General features: G+C 69.3%; 20 protein-coding genes. 12 read left to right on the forward strand and 8 right to left on the reverse strand.

Features of this window, described 5'->3' with window-relative positions; genetic code table 11:
* Positions 1 to 38: 38 nt before the first annotated feature.
* Entirely contained in the window at positions 39 to 341 is a 303-nt protein-coding gene (tatA, locus tag ABR571_RS03095; protein ID WP_409451721.1) for a Sec-independent protein translocase subunit TatA, read from the forward strand.
* 13 nt (positions 342 to 354) lie between these two features.
* Here the strand turns inward: tatA and lexA are convergent, their stop codons facing one another.
* Entirely contained in the window at positions 355 to 1,041 is a 687-nt protein-coding gene (gene lexA, locus ABR571_RS03100; RefSeq protein ID WP_409451779.1) for a transcriptional repressor LexA, read from the reverse strand.
* A gap of 323 nt (positions 1,042 to 1,364) precedes the next feature.
* Here lexA and ABR571_RS03105 point away from each other — a divergent pair, with 323 nt between their 5' ends.
* From ABR571_RS03105 to ABR571_RS03120, 4 genes are all read left to right on the forward strand, one after another.
* Positions 1,365 to 1,778, forward strand: coding sequence for a LysM peptidoglycan-binding domain-containing protein (locus ABR571_RS03105; RefSeq protein ID WP_409451722.1), 414 nt, complete (start codon positions 1,365 to 1,367; stop codon positions 1,776 to 1,778).
* A 292-nt stretch (positions 1,779 to 2,070) separates the two neighbouring features.
* Positions 2,071 to 2,532: a transcriptional regulator NrdR gene (gene nrdR, locus ABR571_RS03110; protein WP_409451723.1), complete on the forward strand. Its 462-nt coding sequence runs from the start codon at positions 2,071 to 2,073 to the stop codon at positions 2,530 to 2,532.
* Positions 2,533 to 2,647: 115 nt separating this feature from the next.
* Positions 2,648 to 5,557: a vitamin B12-dependent ribonucleotide reductase gene (locus tag ABR571_RS03115; RefSeq protein WP_409451724.1), complete on the forward strand. Its 2,910-nt coding sequence runs from the start codon at positions 2,648 to 2,650 to the stop codon at positions 5,555 to 5,557.
* A 186-nt stretch (positions 5,558 to 5,743) separates the two neighbouring features.
* Complete coding sequence (locus ABR571_RS03120) at positions 5,744 to 8,683, forward strand: hypothetical protein (protein WP_409451725.1); 2,940 nt, start codon at positions 5,744 to 5,746, stop codon at positions 8,681 to 8,683.
* Between the two features lie 49 nt (positions 8,684 to 8,732).
* Here the strand turns inward: ABR571_RS03120 and ABR571_RS03125 are convergent, their stop codons facing one another.
* Both ABR571_RS03125 and ABR571_RS03130 read right to left on the reverse strand, forming a co-directional pair.
* The gene (locus ABR571_RS03125; protein ID WP_409451726.1) at positions 8,733 to 9,269 is read right to left on the reverse strand and encodes an OsmC family protein; all 537 of its coding nucleotides are present in this window, start codon (positions 9,267 to 9,269) and stop codon (positions 8,733 to 8,735) included.
* A gap of 51 nt (positions 9,270 to 9,320) precedes the next feature.
* Positions 9,321 to 9,653: a TfoX/Sxy family protein gene (locus ABR571_RS03130; protein ID WP_409451727.1), complete on the reverse strand. Its 333-nt coding sequence runs from the start codon at positions 9,651 to 9,653 to the stop codon at positions 9,321 to 9,323.
* A 9-nt stretch (positions 9,654 to 9,662) separates the two neighbouring features.
* On the opposite strand from ABR571_RS03130, the gene ABR571_RS03135 reads away from it, so the two are divergent.
* The 4 genes from ABR571_RS03135 (at position 9,663) to ABR571_RS03150 (ending at position 10,782) form a co-directional block, all read left to right on the forward strand.
* Positions 9,663 to 10,136: a GvpL/GvpF family gas vesicle protein gene (locus tag ABR571_RS03135; protein ID WP_409451780.1), complete on the forward strand. Its 474-nt coding sequence runs from the start codon at positions 9,663 to 9,665 to the stop codon at positions 10,134 to 10,136.
* The gene (locus ABR571_RS03140; RefSeq protein ID WP_409451728.1) at positions 10,097 to 10,375 is read left to right on the forward strand and encodes a GvpL/GvpF family gas vesicle protein; all 279 of its coding nucleotides are present in this window, start codon (positions 10,097 to 10,099) and stop codon (positions 10,373 to 10,375) included. The genes ABR571_RS03135 and ABR571_RS03140 overlap by 40 nt, the downstream gene beginning before the upstream one ends.
* Positions 10,330 to 10,503 carry a gas vesicle protein gene (locus ABR571_RS03145; protein ID WP_409451729.1) on the forward strand — a complete coding sequence of 58 codons (174 nt, stop codon included), beginning with the start codon at positions 10,330 to 10,332 and terminating at the stop codon, positions 10,501 to 10,503. The genes ABR571_RS03140 and ABR571_RS03145 overlap by 46 nt, the downstream gene beginning before the upstream one ends.
* A gap of 78 nt (positions 10,504 to 10,581) precedes the next feature.
* Positions 10,582 to 10,782 carry a gas vesicle protein K gene (locus ABR571_RS03150; protein ID WP_409451781.1) on the forward strand — a complete coding sequence of 67 codons (201 nt, stop codon included), beginning with the start codon at positions 10,582 to 10,584 and terminating at the stop codon, positions 10,780 to 10,782.
* Here the strand turns inward: ABR571_RS03150 and ABR571_RS03155 are convergent.
* Both ABR571_RS03155 and ABR571_RS03160 read right to left on the reverse strand, forming a co-directional pair.
* Positions 10,739 to 11,524, reverse strand: coding sequence for an endonuclease/exonuclease/phosphatase family protein (locus ABR571_RS03155; protein WP_409451730.1), 786 nt, complete (start codon positions 11,522 to 11,524; stop codon positions 10,739 to 10,741). The genes ABR571_RS03150 and ABR571_RS03155 overlap by 44 nt on opposite strands.
* Before the next feature lie 22 nt (positions 11,525 to 11,546).
* Entirely contained in the window at positions 11,547 to 12,437 is an 891-nt protein-coding gene (locus tag ABR571_RS03160; protein WP_409451731.1) for an FAD/NAD(P)-binding oxidoreductase, read from the reverse strand.
* A gap of 159 nt (positions 12,438 to 12,596) precedes the next feature.
* Between ABR571_RS03160 and ABR571_RS03165 the strand changes: the two genes are divergently transcribed.
* Complete coding sequence (locus ABR571_RS03165; protein ID WP_409451732.1) at positions 12,597 to 12,953, forward strand: YciI family protein; 357 nt, start codon at positions 12,597 to 12,599, stop codon at positions 12,951 to 12,953.
* Here ABR571_RS03165 and ABR571_RS03170 read toward each other — a convergent pair.
* Positions 12,941 to 13,519, reverse strand: coding sequence for a GNAT family N-acetyltransferase (locus ABR571_RS03170; protein ID WP_409451733.1), 579 nt, complete (start codon positions 13,517 to 13,519; stop codon positions 12,941 to 12,943). The two genes, ABR571_RS03165 and ABR571_RS03170, sit on opposite strands and share 13 nt — an antisense overlap.
* A 71-nt stretch (positions 13,520 to 13,590) precedes the next feature.
* Here ABR571_RS03170 and ABR571_RS03175 point away from each other — a divergent pair, with 71 nt between their 5' ends.
* Together ABR571_RS03175 and ABR571_RS03180 are read left to right on the forward strand one after the other, a co-directional pair.
* A complete protein-coding gene (locus ABR571_RS03175; RefSeq protein ID WP_409451734.1) occupies positions 13,591 to 14,871 on the forward strand; it encodes an MFS transporter in 1,281 nt (426 codons plus the stop codon).
* A gap of 97 nt (positions 14,872 to 14,968) precedes the next feature.
* Positions 14,969 to 15,442: a PepSY domain-containing protein gene (locus ABR571_RS03180; protein WP_409451735.1), complete on the forward strand. Its 474-nt coding sequence runs from the start codon at positions 14,969 to 14,971 to the stop codon at positions 15,440 to 15,442.
* A 21-nt stretch (positions 15,443 to 15,463) separates the two neighbouring features.
* Here ABR571_RS03180 and ABR571_RS03185 read toward each other — a convergent pair whose 3' ends face one another.
* Both ABR571_RS03185 and ABR571_RS03190 read right to left on the reverse strand, forming a co-directional pair.
* Complete coding sequence (locus ABR571_RS03185) at positions 15,464 to 16,285, reverse strand: Fpg/Nei family DNA glycosylase (protein ID WP_409451736.1); 822 nt, start codon at positions 16,283 to 16,285, stop codon at positions 15,464 to 15,466.
* Positions 16,278 to 17,246: a DNA polymerase domain-containing protein gene (locus ABR571_RS03190; protein ID WP_409451737.1), complete on the reverse strand. Its 969-nt coding sequence runs from the start codon at positions 17,244 to 17,246 to the stop codon at positions 16,278 to 16,280. Before ABR571_RS03190 ends, ABR571_RS03185 begins: the two co-directional genes overlap by 8 nt.
* Between the last annotated feature and the right edge of the window lie 2 nt (positions 17,247 to 17,248).

A 17,248-nucleotide genomic window follows, 5' to 3' on the forward strand; every position in this document is an offset into this window, starting at 1 on the left:
GAAATCGGTCACACTGCGCGGCGACGGGAGATTCGACGATGGGTTGGGACGCCCCCTGGCACTGGGTCGTTGTCGCGATCCTGGTGATCCTGCTGTTCGGCTACAAGAAGTTGCCCGACGCCTCGCGGTCCCTCGGCCGGTCACTGCGCATCTTCAAGACCGAGATCAAGGGCATGGGCGAGGACGACAAGGCGCGTAGCAAAGCGCAGGACGCCGACGAACCCGCTCAGCCGAAGGCGTTGCCGCCCGCCGAGATCGTCAAGAACGACGTTCCCACGGCGCGGCCACGCCCCACTCCGAGTCCCAATGGTCGCGCGGAGACTCCCGCCAAGGCGGAGTGAGCGCGCTCGCCGCTCAGATCTTGCGCAGGACCGACACGACTCGACCGAGGATGGTCGCGTCGTTGCCGTCGATCGGTGCGAACGCCGGGTTGTGTGGCAGCAGCCAGGCCTGCCCGTCCTTGCGCTGGAGCGTCTTCACGGTCGCCTCGCCGTCGATCATCGCCGCCACGATGTCGCCGTTCTCGGCGTCCTGCTGCTGACGCACGACGACCCAGTCGCCATCGGCGATGGCAGCATCGATCATCGACTCGCCGACCACCTTGACCATGAACAGCGTGCCCTCGCCGACGAGCGCCTTCGGCAGCGGGAAAACGTCCTCGATCATCTGCTCGGCCAGGATCGGGCCACCGGCCGCGATCCGGCCCACGACCGGGACGAAGACCGGGGCGTCACTGCGGGGGGCGTCGTCGCTGACGGCCAGCGCCCGCCGAGCCGCCTTGGGCACCGGCTGGTTGGGGTCGTGCGGCTTGCTCGAGCCGGTGCGTACGTCGACCGCCCGCGGGCGGTTCGGATCGCGGCGTAGATAGCCCTTGCGCTCGAGCATGGACAGCTGGTGCGCCACGCTCGACGTGCTCGCCAGCCCGGCCGACTCGCAGATCTCGCGGATGCTCGGTGGGTATCCGCGTCGCTCGACCGAGTTCCGGATGACGTCGAGGATGGCCTGCTGGCGGCGGGTGAGCCCGGTGACCGGGTCGGGCAGCTCGGTGACCTTCGGCCGGCCAGGGCCCCGCCGTTCGGCGGTGCTCTCAGCTGTCGTGCGGGTCGAACCAGCTCTGCGGCCGGCGCTGTCCTTCGGCACGAGGGCCTCCGATCGTGTGTGAAAACGGATGTTCCGCCGGTGTCCGGCCCCGAGGGGACGGCCGCCGATCTCTGGAAACGTAGCCCGATCCGCGCGCCAACTCAAACATTTGTTCGAACGACACGCCGCCACGGATGGTTTTTGTCAGACCCCGCTGGTAGACATTCGAATAGACGTTCTACCGAACGGACGTTCGAACAGTCTAGCGGAAAGAAGGGGTTCTCATGTCGGTCGCCACCGAGCTCGTCCCGACCGTCTCGATCCCGGATCGGGCGCGGCCCTACGTCCTCGCCCCGCCGCCGGAGCGGTTGGCAACGGTCACCGCTCTCCGGCCGCCACGCGATGCGGCCGGCCTGGCGCCGGTCCGCCTCACGCGCCGCGGCGTCGTCGTGCTGGCGCTGGTGGTACTCGCCGTCGCCTCCGGACTGGTCTGGCTGGCCGCCGCCTCCGCGCCCCGGGCCGCGACGCCTTCGGCCCCGCCCCGAGCCGTCACGGTGCAGGCAGGCGACACCCTCTGGTCGATCGCCACTCGCGTCGCGCCGCAGCGCGATCCCCGGGCGGAGGTCGCTGCCCTCCAGAAGCGCAACGGCCTCACCGACGTCGAGCTGGTCCCGGGGCAGGTCCTGCGGGTTCCGTAGGTCGGCGATCGCCCGACGCCGGCCGGGTTGGCGACCTTGCCCATTGACGAGTGACCAATTTCTCGTTCCTCGGCGTTTCGCTCTTGCGGAACATCGATCCCCGCTCTAGCGTTCAACCCAACATGTAGTAGTTACACCGATGTACTTCGTCCACAAGTTGGGGTTTCTCGTCCACAGGTTGTCAACAGTGGCACGAGGTTTACGCACACCGACGTCCCCAGGTTGTCGACAGTTTCATCCACAGCTGGACGGTTCGCCGGCCGGCAGACGCGCAGAGAGGGGAGCGGCACCGATGCGATGCCCGTACTGCCGCCACCCGGATTCCCGCGTCGTCGACTCCCGTGAGCACGACGAAGGTCAGGTCATCCGCCGGCGCCGGTCCTGCCCGGAGTGCGGACGGCGCTTCACCACCGTCGAAGAGGCGACGCTCGCGGTCATCAAGCGCAGCGGGGTCACCGAGCCGTTCAGCCGCCAGAAGGTGGTCAGCGGCGTGCGCCGTGCCTGCCAGGGTCGTCCGGTCGACGAGGACGCGCTCGCCCAGCTCGCCCAGGCCGTCGAAGAGGCGATCCGGGCCACCGGCGCCGCCGAGGTCCCGAGCGATGACGTCGGCCTGGCCATTCTCGGGCCGCTGCGGGCGCTCGACGAGGTCGCCTACCTACGGTTCGCCTCCGTCTACAAGGCCTTCACATCGGTCGAGGACTTCGAAAAGGCGATTCTCGAACTCCGCGCCGAGCATCGCGCGCACGCGCCCTGACGTCCCCACCGGCGCCGACGCACGGCGCCCCTCTGCATCCAGCACTCCCTGTCCTCAGCACCACCCGTTCCCGTCGGTCCTTGACCGGCAGCACCTCAGGAAGGACGTCCCGCCCATGACCGAGGCCGACGTGTCCCGCTCCACCGACTCCGACGCGGACGGCGGTTCTTCGACCGGCGCCGCAGTGCGCCGGAAGGCCCACGGCAAGCCCGCTTCGGCCGGACTCCGGGTCGACCGGGTCTACACGACCGCCGGCGTCCACCCCTACGACGAGGTGAGCTGGGAGCGGCGCGACGTCGTGATGACGAACTGGCGCGACGGCTCGGTCAACTTCGAGCAGCGTGGTGTCGAGTTCCCCGACTTCTGGTCGGTGAATGCGGCCAACATCGTCACGACGAAGTACTTCCGCGGCGCCGTCGGCACCGACGTCCGCGAGTGGTCACTGCGTCAGCTCATCGACCGCGTCGTGCACAAGTACCGGGTCGCCGGCGAGGAGAACGGTTACTTCGCAACGGTCGAGGACGCCGAGATCTTCGAGCACGAGCTGACCTGGATGCTGCTGCACCAGGTGTTCAGCTTCAACTCCCCGGTGTGGTTCAACGTCGGCACGACGTCGCCCCAGCAGGTCAGTGCCTGCTTCATCCTTGCCGTCGACGACACAATGGACTCGATTCTGAACTGGTACCGCGAAGAGGGCCTGATCTTCAAGGGCGGGTCGGGGGCCGGCCTGAACCTCTCGCGCATCCGTTCGTCCAAGGAACTCCTCTCCTCGGGCGGCACGGCGTCCGGCCCGGTGTCGTTCATGCGCGGGGCCGACGCGTCGGCCGGCACGATCAAGTCCGGCGGGGCCACCCGGCGGGCGGCCAAGATGGTCGTGCTCGACATCGACCACCCCGACATCGAGGAGTTCGTCCAGACCAAGGCTCGCGAAGAGGACAAGATCCGTGTCCTGCGCGACGCCGGCTTCGACATGGACCTCGGTGGCGCCGACATCACCTCGGTCCAGTACCAGAACGCCAACAACTCCGTCCGGGTCAGCGACGAGTTCATGCGGGCGGTCGACGAGGGGACCGACTTCGGACTGCGGGCCCGCAGCACCGGCGAGGTCATCGAGACCGTCGACGCGAAGGACCTGTTCCGCAAGGTCGCGCAAGCGGCGTGGGAATGCGCCGACCCCGGCATCCAATACGACGACACCATCAATGATTGGCACACCAATCCGGAGACCGGCCGGATCACCGCGTCCAACCCGTGCTCGGAGTACATGAGCCTGGACAACACGTCGTGCAATCTGGCCTCGCTGAACCTGATGAAGTTCCTCGACGACGACAACACCTTCGCCTCGGACAAGTTCGTCAAGGCCGTCGAACTGATCATCACCGCGATGGACATCTCGATCTGCTTCGCCGACTTCCCGACCGAGGCGATCGGCGTCAACACCCGCGCCTACCGCCAGCTCGGCATCGGGTTCGCCAACCTCGGCGCGTTGCTGATGGCCTCCGGGCTCGCCTATGACTCCGACGGCGGGCGGGCGCTGGCGGCCGCGATCACCTCGCTGATGACCGGCACGGGCTACCGTCGCTCGGCCGAGATGGCCGGCGTGGTGGGTCCGTACGAGGGCTTCGCGCGCAACGCCAAGGCGCACGCGCGGGTCATGCGCAAGCACGCCGCGGCCAATGACACGGTGCGGTCGATGCACGAGCTCGACCGTTCGGTGCTCGCCGTCGCGACCGAGGAGTGGGCGAAGGGCAACAAGATCGGCGAGGTCAACGGCTGGCGCAACGCGCAGGCCTCGGTTCTCGCGCCCACCGGCACCATCGGCCTGATGATGGACTGCGACACGACGGGCGTGGAGCCCGACCTCGCCCTGGTCAAGTTCAAGAAGCTGGTCGGCGGCGGGTCGATGCAGATCGTCAACCAGACGGTGCCGCGGGCGCTGCGCATCCTCGGCTATCAAGAGGAGCAGGTCGAGGCGATCGTCGAGTACATCGCCGAGCACGGTCACGTCATCGACGCGCCCGGCTTGCGCCTCGAGCACTACGAGGTGTTCGACTGTGCGATGGGCGCACGGCCCATCAAGGCCATGGGGCACGTCCGGATGATGGCGGCGGTCCAGCCGTTCCTGTCCGGCGCGATCTCCAAGACCGTCAACCTGCCCGAGACGGCCACCGTCGAGGACATCGAGGACGTCTACTTCCAGGGCTGGAAGCTCGGCCTGAAGGCATTGGCCGTCTACCGCGACAACTGCAAGGTGGGCCAGCCGCTGTCGGCCGGCAAGGGCGAGAACAAGGGGGCCGAGGCAACTGCGGCCCCGGCCGTCGAAAAGGTCGTCGAATACCGGCCGACCCGCAAGCGGCTGCCCAAGTCGCGCCCATCGCGCACGACCTCGTTCACCGTCGGCGGCGCCGAGGGGTACATGACCGCCGGCTCCTACCCGGACGACGGTCTGGGGGAGGTGTTCCTCAAGCTGGGCAAGCAGGGGTCGACCCTGGCCGGCGTGATGGACGCGTTCTCCATCGCCATCTCGGTGGCGTTGCAGCACGGCGTGCCGCTCGACACCTACGTCCAGAAGTTCACCAACATGCGATTCGAGCCGGCCGGTCTGACCGACGATCCGGACATCCGCATGGCCCAGTCGGTGGTCGACTACATCTTCCGCCGGCTGGCGTTGGATTACCTGGACTTCGACGCCCGGTCGGCCCTCGGGATCTACACCGCCGAGGAGCGCACCCGCCAGCTCGACACCGGTTCCTACGCACCGGCCGAGGACTCGGTCAGCGAAGAGGATCTAGAATCCCTCGCCCAGTCGGCACCGGTCACCAAGCCGGCCACCGAGGTGGTCGACGAGTCCGATGCCGCCGAACTGCCGGCTCCGGCCGGTGTCCGCAGCTCGACCGAACTGCTCGAGACGTTGCTGGGCAGCTCGGCCGACGCACCGCTGTGCATGAACTGCGGCACCAAGATGCGGCCCGCCGGCAGCTGCTTCGTCTGCGAGGGCTGCGGCAGCACGAGCGGCTGCAGCTAACCGCAAGCGCAGTTACCCGCACGGCCCGGTCCTCAGCAGAGGGTCGGGCCGTGCGGTCTGCCGAGCGGCGATCAACTCCTCCCGTGACGAGGTCGGGATTCGGTATCACCGCGGACTGCGCCGCCCTCATCCCCGTCACCATTCCCTGCGATCCGCGCGAGGAATGAGGGGCGAGGGGGAAATGCGATGCGACAGGACTTCGATGCGGCGCGAAACGTCTATCTCGATCGGGACCCGGGCGGAGTCGTGGCGCAGTTGCGTCATCTCGGCGCGCCCTTCGTCACAACTGCGCGCACACCTCAGCTTGCCGCGGCCGACTACCTGACCGGTTACGCCGACCTCCTCGAGATCGAACCGGCGCAGCTCGCCAATCTCGCCAGTTCACCGGCATCGATGCCGGAGAAGGCTCCCGTCGAGTTCCGCTACCTCACCGAGAAGTCGCAGTTCGACATGACCACCGTCGCCTACCAACAGACGGTTCTCGGCCTGCCGGTGTTCGAGGCGGGCGTGGCGGTCCAGATGAAAACCGACCCGTTCCAGGTCGTGAGCTCGCAGTCGACCCAGCACCTGGAGTTGGAGGTGAAGCGGCCCTCGGCCGACGCGGTCAAACGGGCACAGTCGATCTCGGTGGGACAACTGGCAACGACGCTCGGCCTGGCCGCTCGGGACGGCGGTAAAGGGCAGCCGGTGCGCAAGTCGTTACAGATCGAGCGTCGTCAGCTCGTGGTCTACCGGTACGACCCCGACCGTATCCAGCGCGATGCCCCGACGCGCGCCGGCGAGCTGCCCGCGACGAACGGGGACCACGCCGACGCCGAGCCGCATGGTGCGCTGCCCCGCCTGCCGCTGCCGCCGGTGCCGGACAACGTCCGTCCTGGACGGCACTACGTCTGTGTGAAGGTCGACTTCGCCCTCGCCCTGCCGCAGGCGGGCACCCTGCACTGGACGGCCATCCTCGACGTCGAGACGCTCGCCGCCCTGCACGTCCGCGCCTACGTGGACGACGTGAACGGCCTGGTGTTCGACGTGGACCCGGTCACCGACGCCAACGGTCCGGGGCCGACCGGAACCTCCGCAGCGCTCAACCCGATCCGGGTGTCGCAGCCACTGCTCGGCCTCGACGCACCGTCCAACGGCGTGCAGGCACTGACCGGCGACACGGTGGCGCTCATCGATTCAGAGACGCCGACGATCGCCGCGCCCACCGAGCCCACCGGCACGAACTTCGATTTCGATGCGCGCACGGACAACTTCTCCGCGGTGAACGCCTATGTGCACTGTGATCGGTTCTTCCGGATCGTCGACAGCATGGGCTTCACCCGCTCGAGTTACTTCGGGGGTACAACGTTCCCGACCTCGGTCGACTTCCGCGGCTTCGACTCCGTGAGCCCCCCGAATGCCCACTGTGTCGGCACGGCCGGCGGCACCGGAATCGCGCGCACCACGTTCCACCTTGCCGACGGCTCCGACACCGCTCACCCCATCGGTCTGGCTGACGACTTCCGGGTGGTGCTGCACGAACTCGGCGGGCACGGCGTTCTGTACAACCATGTGAGTTCGGCCAACTTCGGGTTCTCGCACAGCGCCGGCGACAGCGTCGCGGCCATCCTGGGCGACCCGGGCTCGCAGGCCCCTGACCGCTTCCTCACCTTCCCGTGGGTCGCGAGTGTCATCTCCCGCCGGCACGACCGGCTGCCGAGCGGCGGTTGGGGTTGGGCCGGCACGATCGCGCTCAACCCGTTCGGCCCCGCGGACGGGGGCGGCTACAACAACGAGCAGATCCTGTCGAGCACGATGTTCCGGATCTATCGCGCGATCGGCGGTGACTCGACCGATCTGAACACCAAGCGGTTCGCGGCGCGGATGACGGTGTATCTGATCCTGCGGGCCATCGCCACGCTGACGCCGGCAACCAACCCGAGCACCGCAGCCGGGTTCGAGACGGCTCTGGAGACGGCCGATGCCGGCGACTGGACGAGTGAGAACCTCACCGGCGGCGCGTACCGCAAGGTCATCCGCTGGGCGTTCGAGAAGCAGGGACTCTTCCAGCCGGCGGGCACGGCGACGCCGAACAACAATGCCGGGGCGCCGCCGGCCGTGGACGTCTACATCGAGGACGGGCGGGCCGGCGAGTACCAGTACCAGCCGGTCTTCTGGGAGAACCAGAGCATCTGGAACCGGCTGGCGGCCGACGGCGGCACGGCGCACCAGGACCCGATCACCAATCGGACCAACTACGCCTACGTCAAGATCAAGAACCGGGGCAGCCAGACGGCGACCAATGTCGTCGTCAAGGCGTTCCACGCCAACCCGGCAGCCGGGCTGTCCTATCCGAACGACTGGATCCCGATGAGCACGGCGCAGCGCACCGCGGCCGATGTCGCGGCGAACAACGCGGCGGAGATCGTGGTCGGTCCCTTCGAGTGGACGCCGACCCACGTCGGACACGAGTGCATGTTCATGATCGTCTCCGCGACGGGCGACGAGTCAAACGTCGACCACATCGCGAGCGGCGATGCGATCCCGGAGTGGCGCCTCGTCCCGAACGACAACAACATCGGCCAGCGCAACGTCGCCCCGGTGCCCGGCGGAACGAGCGGGCTCACGGCGGAGTTCTCCGATCTCACCTTCGAGATGAAGAATCCACTGCCGGCTGCGGCGCTCATGCAGCTCGAGCACCGGTTGCCCCCGGTGTTGGCCGAACGTGGCTGGTCATTGGAGTTCCGCAATCGCGGTGGCGCGACGATGAAGCTCGCATCCGGGGAGAGCCGCGACATCGTGATGCACCTGGTGCGTGGCAAGGACTTCAACCCGGCGGACGTGGACGCGGCAGCGGATCGCACGATCTATGTCGCGGCCCGGGCCAACGGGATCCTGGTCGGCGGCATGTCCTACGTACTCGATGCGTCGATCAGCCGACCCAACCGCCCGCACGGTGGCGAGAATCCGCCAGCTGGTGAGCACGGGCACCGCCACGACGACACCTGTGCGTGCCACCACGACGAACGGGTCGACGGCCTGGGCGCCTTGCTGCTGCAATCGCTGCAACGGCGCCGCCCCCGCGTGCACGACGTCGAGATCAAGAAGGTGATCGTCGAGATCGACCTGGAGGACGACGACTGCTGAGGTCCGGCCGGCGGGGGTGCCAGCGGCATCCCCGCCGCCCGCGGCCGGGTCAGCCCTCGTGGTCCATCCGTTGGGCCGGGCCGCCACTTCGGTGCACCACGAACCGGGCCGGCTCGCGCAGGCTTTGACCGACGACACAGTACTTTTCCGTGGTCCGCGCGAGCCGATCCAGGGCCCCGTCGTCCGCATCGCAGTCCAGGTCGACGGTGACGACGATGTGCTGCACGCCGATCGGCGCGTCCCGGTCGACACCCAGCGTGCCGCGGGCATCGAAGAACCCGTCAGCGGCCAGGGAGGCCGACCGCAAGGGTATGCCGAGCGCGGCGGCCACGCTGCGCAGAGTGACACCAGCGCACGCCAGCAGCGCCTGCAGCAACATGTCCCCGGAACAGGCGTCGCTCCCGTCACCGCCGGTCGCCGCATGCAACCCGGCGCGTACCGGCCCGGCCCAACCGTCCACGGTGCAGGTGATGCCCGCATCGCGGTAGTCGGCCCGCGCGGCCAAGGCCGTGCGAGCGGCGCTGGGATCCGCGCGGTACGTCGCCTTCAACGGTGCCTGTAGTTCTCGCAGCGTGGTCGAATCCATGACTCAGTGTGCGGCACAACTGCGCAGTCCGTCAGATGGGCCGCGGACCCGCTACTTGGCCGGCAACGACCGGGCGTAGGCCACGCCGCGGCTCACCCAGGCCGCCAGCTCCTCATCGGACGCGACGGCGTCCGGCCCGACGCGCAGCCAACCGTTCATCTCGCGGCCGCGCATCACGAACCGTTCGACATGCGGCGGGTCGACCAACGACTCGGTCTCGGCCGGGTCGACACGAAGCAGCAACCCGCCCTGGCCGCTCGCACTGACCGCCATGTTCCCGCCGATCAGGAACGCCAGACCACCGAACATCCGCTTCTCGCTCGTTCCCGGCTCGGTGGCCAGCACCTCGCGAAGCCGGTCGGCGAGGTCTTCGTCGTAAGCCATGACCGAAGTATCGCGTCGCCCACCGACACCGCCCGAAATATCCACTTCGCGGGGTATCTCGAGAATCTGCCCTGGTTGGAACGGACCGCGCGGCACCACGACGGCGTCGTCCGGGCGGCCTCGCGCCGGACGAGCACGATTCCATTGCGACTGGCGACGATCTGCGCGGACGACCCGGCCGCCGCCCGGCGGCTGGTCGAGCTCGGTGAGAGGGCCGCCGCGGCCCCCGACGAGCTGGAGGGCCGCGACGAGTGGGGCGTGAAGCTGTTCGCGTCGAAGAGTGTGAAGCCGTCGACCTGCGCCCCGCGGCCGTGCGGCACCCAGCGGTGTCGCCTACCTGCAACGGCGCCGGGAGCAACTCGAGCGCCGCACGGCCCGGACCGAAGCGGCGGCGCAGGACGCCGACGCCGTGTGCCGGGAGTTGGAGCGGTGGGCGGTGGGCGGTGCGGGCACACCGGCACCGTCCACAGGATCACCGCCTGACCGGCGTGGCCGCGCCGATGCTGCTCAACGCCGCTTTCCTGGTCGATCGGCACCGGGCCGACCAGTTCCGTCGTGCGGTCGATGAGTTGGCCGGCGTCCGGGCGCCGGACGCGATCGCGCTCACCGGCCCGTGGCCGCCGCCCTACTCCTTCGCCGCGCTGGAGCAGCAGCGACCGCGGTCGCGGAACAGAGGGTGGCTCCGCAGGCGGCGTCGCTGGTCGACCTGCTCGACCAACTGATCGGCACCGGCGTGGTGCTCTCCGGCGAAGTCACGATCTGCCTGGCCGGGGTCGACCTTGTGACGGTCAAGCTGCGCGCACTGATCGCGACGGTTGAGGGCGAGTCGGGGGAGATGGGCCGTGAGTGAACTGCGCGCGCGCTGCCGGATCGCATCGAGAGCGACGCCGACTCGATCGAGCGCGACCTGTTCCGACTCGTCCTGACCATCGTCGAGTTGGTGCGCCAACTGATGGAGCGGCAGGCGTTGCGACGCATGGATGACCTCGACGACGCGCGGGTCGAGGCACTCGGCACCGCGCTCATGCGGCTCGACGACGCAATGGCCGAGTTGCGGGGACGCTACGGGCTCAGCGTCGCCGACCTCAATCTGGATCTCGGCCCACTCGGGCGGCTCCTGGACCAATGAGCAGGTCGGCCAGCACCGGCCAGTGGTCGCTCGGTAGCCGTCCGTCCGGGCGCTCGTGGCTTATCCACGCGTGCGCGACGTCGACACCGCGACCAGCGAGGACATAGTCGATCCGGGTCCGGTTTGTTGCCCCGCTGAACGCGTGCTCGGTGCCCCCCGCGTCGAGCATGAGGGGGTCGCGGAAGCCGGCCGCGAGGAACGTTTTCACCGGCGCGGACGTCGGCACGGCGTTGAGGTCGCCGAGGACGATCCACGGAAGGTCGGGCTCGTGCGCCAGCCAATCCACGAGGATGCGTGCGCTTTCCCTGCGCGCGATCGGACCCTTGTCATCAAAATGGGTGTTGGCGACGCCGAGTACGGCCGGCCCATGCCGCAGCCGGGCCAGCGTCACGACGCGCGTCAGGTTGGCGTCCCAACCGACGGACCCGGCGATCGACGGTGTCGGTGAGAGCCACCGGGTCTCACTCGACTCGACCACCCACTCCGGGTTGGTCACCAGGATGCTTGCGTGCTCGCCGCGACCCTTGCCGTCGCGTCCCGCGCCGACGATCGTGGCGCCCGGGAAAGCGCGTTGCAGGTCGGCGAGCTGATTGCGACGCACCTCCTGCAACCCCACGACGTTGGCGGAGAAGTTCCGGATCGCCGAGATGCAAACCCCGCGTCGTCGTCTCCACCGGTTGACTCCGTCACGACCCCGCGACGTGCGGATGTTGAAGGACGCCACTCGCAGCGATTGCGTCAACGAAACCTCCGTCCGCGCCGGTTCAGGAGGCCGGGCTGGGGTCGGCGGGCTCCCACTGCCGGTCGAACCAGCGCGCGACCCGGCTGCGTCCGAACTCGATCTTGCCGGCGGCCAACTCGACCGACGGCGCGTCGAAGTCTCCTGAGGGCGCCGTGCCGGTGCGGAAGGTGACGTCCACACGTCCGACGCGGTGATCGCCCATCTCGATCCAGCACGTTCCGCGTCCGTCGTACTCGGCGTCGGCCGCCGTGCCCGTCAACAAGGCCGTGACCCGGTCGGCTGCGACTGCGGCCTGACCCTCGGCAAACACACCCGCCTTCGGTGTTCCCACGCTCGTCACGTCGCCGACGGCGAACACGCCGGGGAAGGAGGTTTCCAGCGTGAGGGGATCAACCGGGATCCAGCCGTCGACAGTGAGTCCGGCGTCGACGACGACCGCCGGAGCCGTGTGCTTCGGCACGCCGAGGAAGAGGTCGTAGGGCATCTCGTCGCCGTCGCCCAGCAGGGCCACCCGCCGGGTCGCGTCGAGACCTCGAACCAGCTGGTTGGGGTGCCAGTTGATGCCGCGCTCGGCGAACGCGACCAACAGCGCCTCGGATGCCTGTGGCGACGGGGGGATCGGCACCGGTAGGGGACTGATCAGCGCGATCGAGGACCGGTCGCGCAGCCCTCGGTCGCGCAGGAAGTCGTGCATGAGCAACGCGGTCTCACTCGGCGCGGGTGGGCACTTGAACGGCGTCGACGTGACGGCGATGACCACGCGCCCACCGGAGAATTGGGCGAGCACATCGCGGAGCGCGAATGCGCCATTCACGGTGTAGAACTCATGACCGCCCTCCACGAGACCGGGCGTGGCCCCGGGATCGAGGTCGGCGCCCAGAGCGCCCAGGACGATCACCCGCGGAATGTGCATGGCGCGCCTTTCGCCGACCGGCCGGTCCCGGAGCGCCCGACCATACGCGAGGCAGGAATCCATTGTGCATCTCGGCGGCGTGCGTTTTGTCGATCCCGCCGGGGCCTGCACGTCGGCTTCCCGGAAGGCTGGTAACGAACGCGACGATTGGAGCAACGAATGAAGTACATGATGCTGGTCTGCTGGGACGTCGACGCGATGAACGGCCAGCCGGACCCCACCCCGGAAGACATGGCGTTCCACGAGGACCAGGTGTCCCCGTGGCTCAAGGACGTGGAGGCGCGCGGCGTCCGGCTCGACGGCGACATGCTGGCTCCGCCGCGCCGCGCCGCGACGGTGCGGGTTCGCGACGGCAAGGTCTCCGTCACCGAAGGGCCGTTCGCCGAGACCAAGGAAGCGATCGGGGGTTACGACATCCTCGAATGCGCTTCGCTCGAGGAAGCGATCGAGATCGCCGCCGCGCACCCGGTAGCGCAGGGCGGCACGATCGAGGTCCGGCCCTTCTACGGCGGCTGATCCGCCAGCCACTCCTCGCGGGTGAGCGCGTATTCGACGTCGCCGTGCTCGTCGCCGGGGATCGAATAGGGCCAGTCCATGAAGAACGTGCGGACGAAACGCAGGCCGGCCCGTTCCATCACCCGGCGCGACGCGGTGTGCTCCGCCATCGTCTCGGCGGAGACCCGACGCGCACCGAATTCGGTGAAGGCCCTCGCGATCAGTGCCCGTGACCCCTCGACGGCGTAGCCCTGCCCCCAGGCTTCGCGAAGCAGTCGATAACCGAGTTCGACGTCGAGCGGCTCGTCCGGATCGGGCGGGCGCAGGTGGAACCAGCCGACGAACCGGCCCGTTGCCCGTTCCTCGGCCGCCCAGAAACCGAACCCCTCGTAGCGGCGGTAGTAGCCGAGAAAGGCGGGCAGGTAGTCGTCGACGATCTCCTGCCGCGATGTCGGCCGGCCGCCGGTGACGTAGTGCATGACGGCGGGGTCGCTGTCGAGCTCGGTCAGCAGATCGACATCGCCGTCGGTGAAGCGGCGCAACCGCAGCCGCTCGGTCTCCAGGAAGACATCGCCGGCACCGGGCACCCGGACATGCTAGTGCGGTGGCGGCGCCGGCGTCCGGTTCGGCTTGTGCGGCCAGTTAGCCTGGGGCCGTTGTGAAGTCGCTCATCGATGCCGTCGCGCCGAAGCGCCTCGGCGTGGGATTCCGGTGGTTGCTCGCCTCGTCCTGGCTCAGCAACACCGGCGACGGGATCGCCATCGCCGCCGGCCCGCTGCTCGTCGCCTCGCTGACGCACAACGCGGTGCTCATCGCGGCCGGTGCGCTGTTGCAGTGGCTGCCCGACCTCTTGTTCAGCCTCTGGGCCGGTGCGCTCGCCGACCGGCTCGACCGCCGCCGGATCGTGGTGGCCGTAGATCTGGCCCGCGCGGCTGTCCTGGTCGTTCTGGCCCTGACGATCGTCACCCACACAGTGTCCGTGGGGCTGGTGCTGACAACGCTGTTCGTGGTCGGGACCGCCGAGGTGTTCGCCGACACGACCACCAGCACGCTGATGCCGATGCTCGTGCACCGCGACGACCTCGCGGTGGGTAACGCGCGCATCCAGATCGGCCTCATCACGGTCAACCAGCTGGCGGGGCCGCCGATCGGTGCCGCGCTGTTCACGGCAGGTGCTGCGTGGCCGTTCGCGTCGCAGGCGGCGCTGGTCGCTTTCGGAGCAATCCTCGTGTCGCGAATCGCGCTGCCCGCCCACGGCCGCGAGAAAGCGCGGAACACCGCGATCGCAACCGACATCGCCGAAGGTGTCCGCTGGGTGCGCCATCACCCGGCGGTGCGAACTCTGGTGATGACGATCTTCACCTTCAACATCACGTTCGGTGCCGCGTGGTCGGTGCTGGTCATCTACGCGACGCGACACCTCGGTCTGGGGCCGGCCGGCTTCGGACTGATCACCACCGTCAGCGCCGCCGGCGGCCTGCTCGGGACGCTGTCGTACGGAAGCATCATTAAGCGGGTCAGCCTCGGCAACATCATGCGGGTCGGCCTGATCATCGAGACCCTCACCCACCTCGGACTCGCACTCGCCACGTCCGCCTGGATCGCGATGCCCATCTTCTTCGTCTTCGGCGCCCATGCGTTCATCTGGGGGACCACGTCGATCACGGTCCGCCAGCGAGCGGTGCCGACCGAACTGCAGGGCCGAGTGGGCAGCGTCAACTCCGTCGGCGTCTTCGGCGGCCTGGTGATCGGCGCGGGCATCGGCGGCCTGTTGGCGCAGGACATCGGCATTACCGCGCCGTTCTGGTTCGCGTTTGCCGGATCGGCGCTGTTCGTCGTGCTGATCTGGCGGCAACTCACCCACATCGCGCACACCGACGCCGCTCCCGCGCCCGGAGTCCGCTCAGTCCCGGCCCATCCGGATTTAGGACCGAGTTGACGCTCTGATGGGGTTGCCCTGAGCGACTTCGACCGACTGTGGATGCACGTCCCGAACGGGACGTCGCGGGCTACCGCGGACGGACGAAGGAGTTCAGATGACCGACGAGATGCTGCAGCCAAAACCGAGGCGCCGCACCGGACTCAAGGTCGCGCTGCTTGGCGCCGGCTTGGCCGCCGGTGCCATCGGGGCGACCGCCCTCGGCGCGAGCGCGCAGACCAGCGGAACCGCGACGACGACGCAGACGACGCAGACCACGGCGCCGACTGCGCCGACCGCGCCGACAGGGGCCTCCGGCCCTCCGGCTGGTGCGCACGGAACCGGAGCCGGGCGCAGCGACGAGAAGGTGGTGACCGGCGCGCTGGCCACCCAGCTCAAGGCAGCGGCGCTGAAGGCCGTGCCCGGCGGCACGGTCGACCGGGTTGAAACGGACGCCGGCGATGGTGCCTACGAGGCGCACATGACCAAATCCGACGGCACCGAGGTGACCGTGAAGTTCGACAAGAACGACAAGCTCATCGGCGTCGAGGCCGGGATGGGCAAGGGCGATCCGGGCGGCCCTCGCAGGTGATGTCGGGCTGACGCCCGGTCATCAGGTGGCCTGCTCGCGGGCGCACCACCAGCTCGTCCGCCCGCCGACGGTGCTCCGTGCCATCGGGGCACCGTCGCGCGGGCACAGCGCTCCGGTCTTGCGGAACGGGATCAGCCCGAGGGTGTGGACGCCACCGTTGCGCAACGCGGCATCGAGGGCCCGCCTGGTCCCGCGGAGCAAGCGGTCCAGGTCGGGCCGGTCGAGCTCATCGGCCCGCCGGCCGGGGTTGATCCGGGCCAGCCACAGGATCTCGTCGGCCAGCAGGTTGCCGATGCCGGCGATCACCTGCTGGTCGAGCAGCTTGGCCTTGACCGGTGCAGTGCCCGAGGCCAGGCGCGCGCGGAACTCACCCGGGCGTATCGCGGCGGCGTCCGGCCCGAGCCCCTCGACCGGCGGGTCGAGCCGCACACGGCCGAGCCGCCGCGGATCGACCAGCAGCAGCCGGCCGCCGTCGGCGAAGGTCAGCGCGAAGCGGGACCAGCGGAAGTCGCCGGGCAGCCGCCGTCCCTCCCAGTAGTCGCCTCCGTCGATCTCGGCGCCGTCCGGATCAGCGATGACGATCTTGCCGGACATGCCGAGGTGCAACCCCAGCGCCGGGCCCGGAGCGCGTCCCCGGCCCGCCAGCGACGTGTCGCACCACATGCTCTTGCCGCGCCGGTGCGCCGCCGTCAAGCGGCGGCCGAGCAGGGCCGCGCGGATCTGGCCGGGTGCGTGTGGCCGACAGACGTAGGTGTCGGAGTCGTCGACGGCCACGATTCTCCGCTCGAGGCCGGCGCGTTCGATCACGCCGCGGGCCGACTCCACCTCGGGAAGCTCAGGCATCGCCACCGTCGGTGTTCTGCCGGCGGGCGCGGGCGCGCCGCTTGCCCTCGTGCATCGCCTGCACCCGGGCGACCGGAATCGCCCGGCCTTCGTCGACCAGCGCTGCGGGCAGTAGCTGTGGGGCCGGCATCAGATCGGCCCACGCGCCGCCGGCCGACAGCATCGACGGTGCGGTTCGGACGGTGAAATCGAGCGGGACGACGTTGTCGAGTTCGTCCCAGGGCACCGGGAACGACACCGGCGCGCCGGGCCGCAGCCGCGGACTGTAGGCCGCCACGACGGTGGCGCCCCCGGCGCGGGTGGAGTCGAGGAACACCTTGCCGTCGCGATCGCCGCGCACGAACGCGGTGGTGGCCAGAGCGGGATCGAGCCGCTCGGCCCGTGCGGCGAGCGCCCGGGTTGCCGCCGCGGCCTCCTCGGCCGTCGCCGACAGGAGCGGCACGAAGACGTGCACCCCCTTGGCCCCGCTGGTCTTCACCGCCCCGCCGAGCCCGGCGTCGGCCAGGACCTGCCGGACCAGGTGGGCGGTGCGCACGGCCAGGCGGAAGGCGTCACCCTCGGGCGGATCGAGGTCCAGGACCAGGTGGGTGGGCGAGCTGCGGTCCGCGAGCCGGAACAGGGTCGGGTGGTACTCGACAGCGCGCTGGTTGGCGAACCAGAGCAGGGTGCGGGAGTCGTTGCACACCGCGTAGGCGATGTCGCGCTTGGACGACTCGGCCCAGATCGTCACCGTGGTCACCCACTCGGGCGCGTACTTCGGCACGTTCTTCTGCATGAACGGCGCCTGGCCGCGCAGCACCCGGATCACCGACAGGGGCCGGTCCGCCAGCTCGGGCAGGATCCAGTCGCTTGCCGCGTCGAGATAGTCGACGAGCTCGCGCTTCGTCACGCCGGCGCCGTCGAAGAGCTGTTGATCGAGGTTGGTGAGCGCAACCGTGTCGCGAATCTCGTCCGGGCTCACCG

Source organism: Jatrophihabitans sp., assembly GCF_046262535.1.
Classification (GTDB): domain Bacteria; phylum Actinomycetota; class Actinomycetes; order Mycobacteriales; family Jatrophihabitantaceae; genus Jatrophihabitans.

What these genes read in the sequence shown, in the direction of transcription:
- ABR571_RS03180 (WP_409451735.1), top strand. Translation starts at nt 14,969, where the DNA reads ATGACCGACGAGATGCTGCAGCCAAAACCGAGGCGCCGCACCGGACTC.
- ABR571_RS03115 (WP_409451724.1), top strand. Translation starts at nt 2,648, where the DNA reads ATGACCGAGGCCGACGTGTCCCGCTCCACCGACTCCGACGCGGACGGC.
- ABR571_RS03160 (WP_409451731.1), bottom strand. Translation starts at nt 12,437, where the DNA reads ATGCACATTCCGCGGGTGATCGTCCTGGGCGCTCTGGGCGCCGACCTC.
- ABR571_RS03130 (WP_409451727.1), bottom strand. Translation starts at nt 9,653, where the DNA reads ATGGCTTACGACGAAGACCTCGCCGACCGGCTTCGCGAGGTGCTGGCC.
- ABR571_RS03185 (WP_409451736.1), bottom strand. Translation starts at nt 16,285, where the DNA reads ATGCCTGAGCTTCCCGAGGTGGAGTCGGCCCGCGGCGTGATCGAACGC.
- ABR571_RS03105 (WP_409451722.1), top strand. Translation starts at nt 1,365, where the DNA reads ATGTCGGTCGCCACCGAGCTCGTCCCGACCGTCTCGATCCCGGATCGG.
- ABR571_RS03125 (WP_409451726.1), bottom strand. Translation starts at nt 9,269, where the DNA reads ATGGATTCGACCACGCTGCGAGAACTACAGGCACCGTTGAAGGCGACG.
- ABR571_RS03120 (WP_409451725.1), top strand. Translation starts at nt 5,744, where the DNA reads ATGCGACAGGACTTCGATGCGGCGCGAAACGTCTATCTCGATCGGGAC.
- ABR571_RS03165 (WP_409451732.1), top strand. Translation starts at nt 12,597, where the DNA reads ATGAAGTACATGATGCTGGTCTGCTGGGACGTCGACGCGATGAACGGC.
- nrdR (WP_409451723.1), top strand. Translation starts at nt 2,071, where the DNA reads ATGCGATGCCCGTACTGCCGCCACCCGGATTCCCGCGTCGTCGACTCC.
- tatA (WP_409451721.1), top strand. Translation starts at nt 39, where the DNA reads ATGGGTTGGGACGCCCCCTGGCACTGGGTCGTTGTCGCGATCCTGGTG.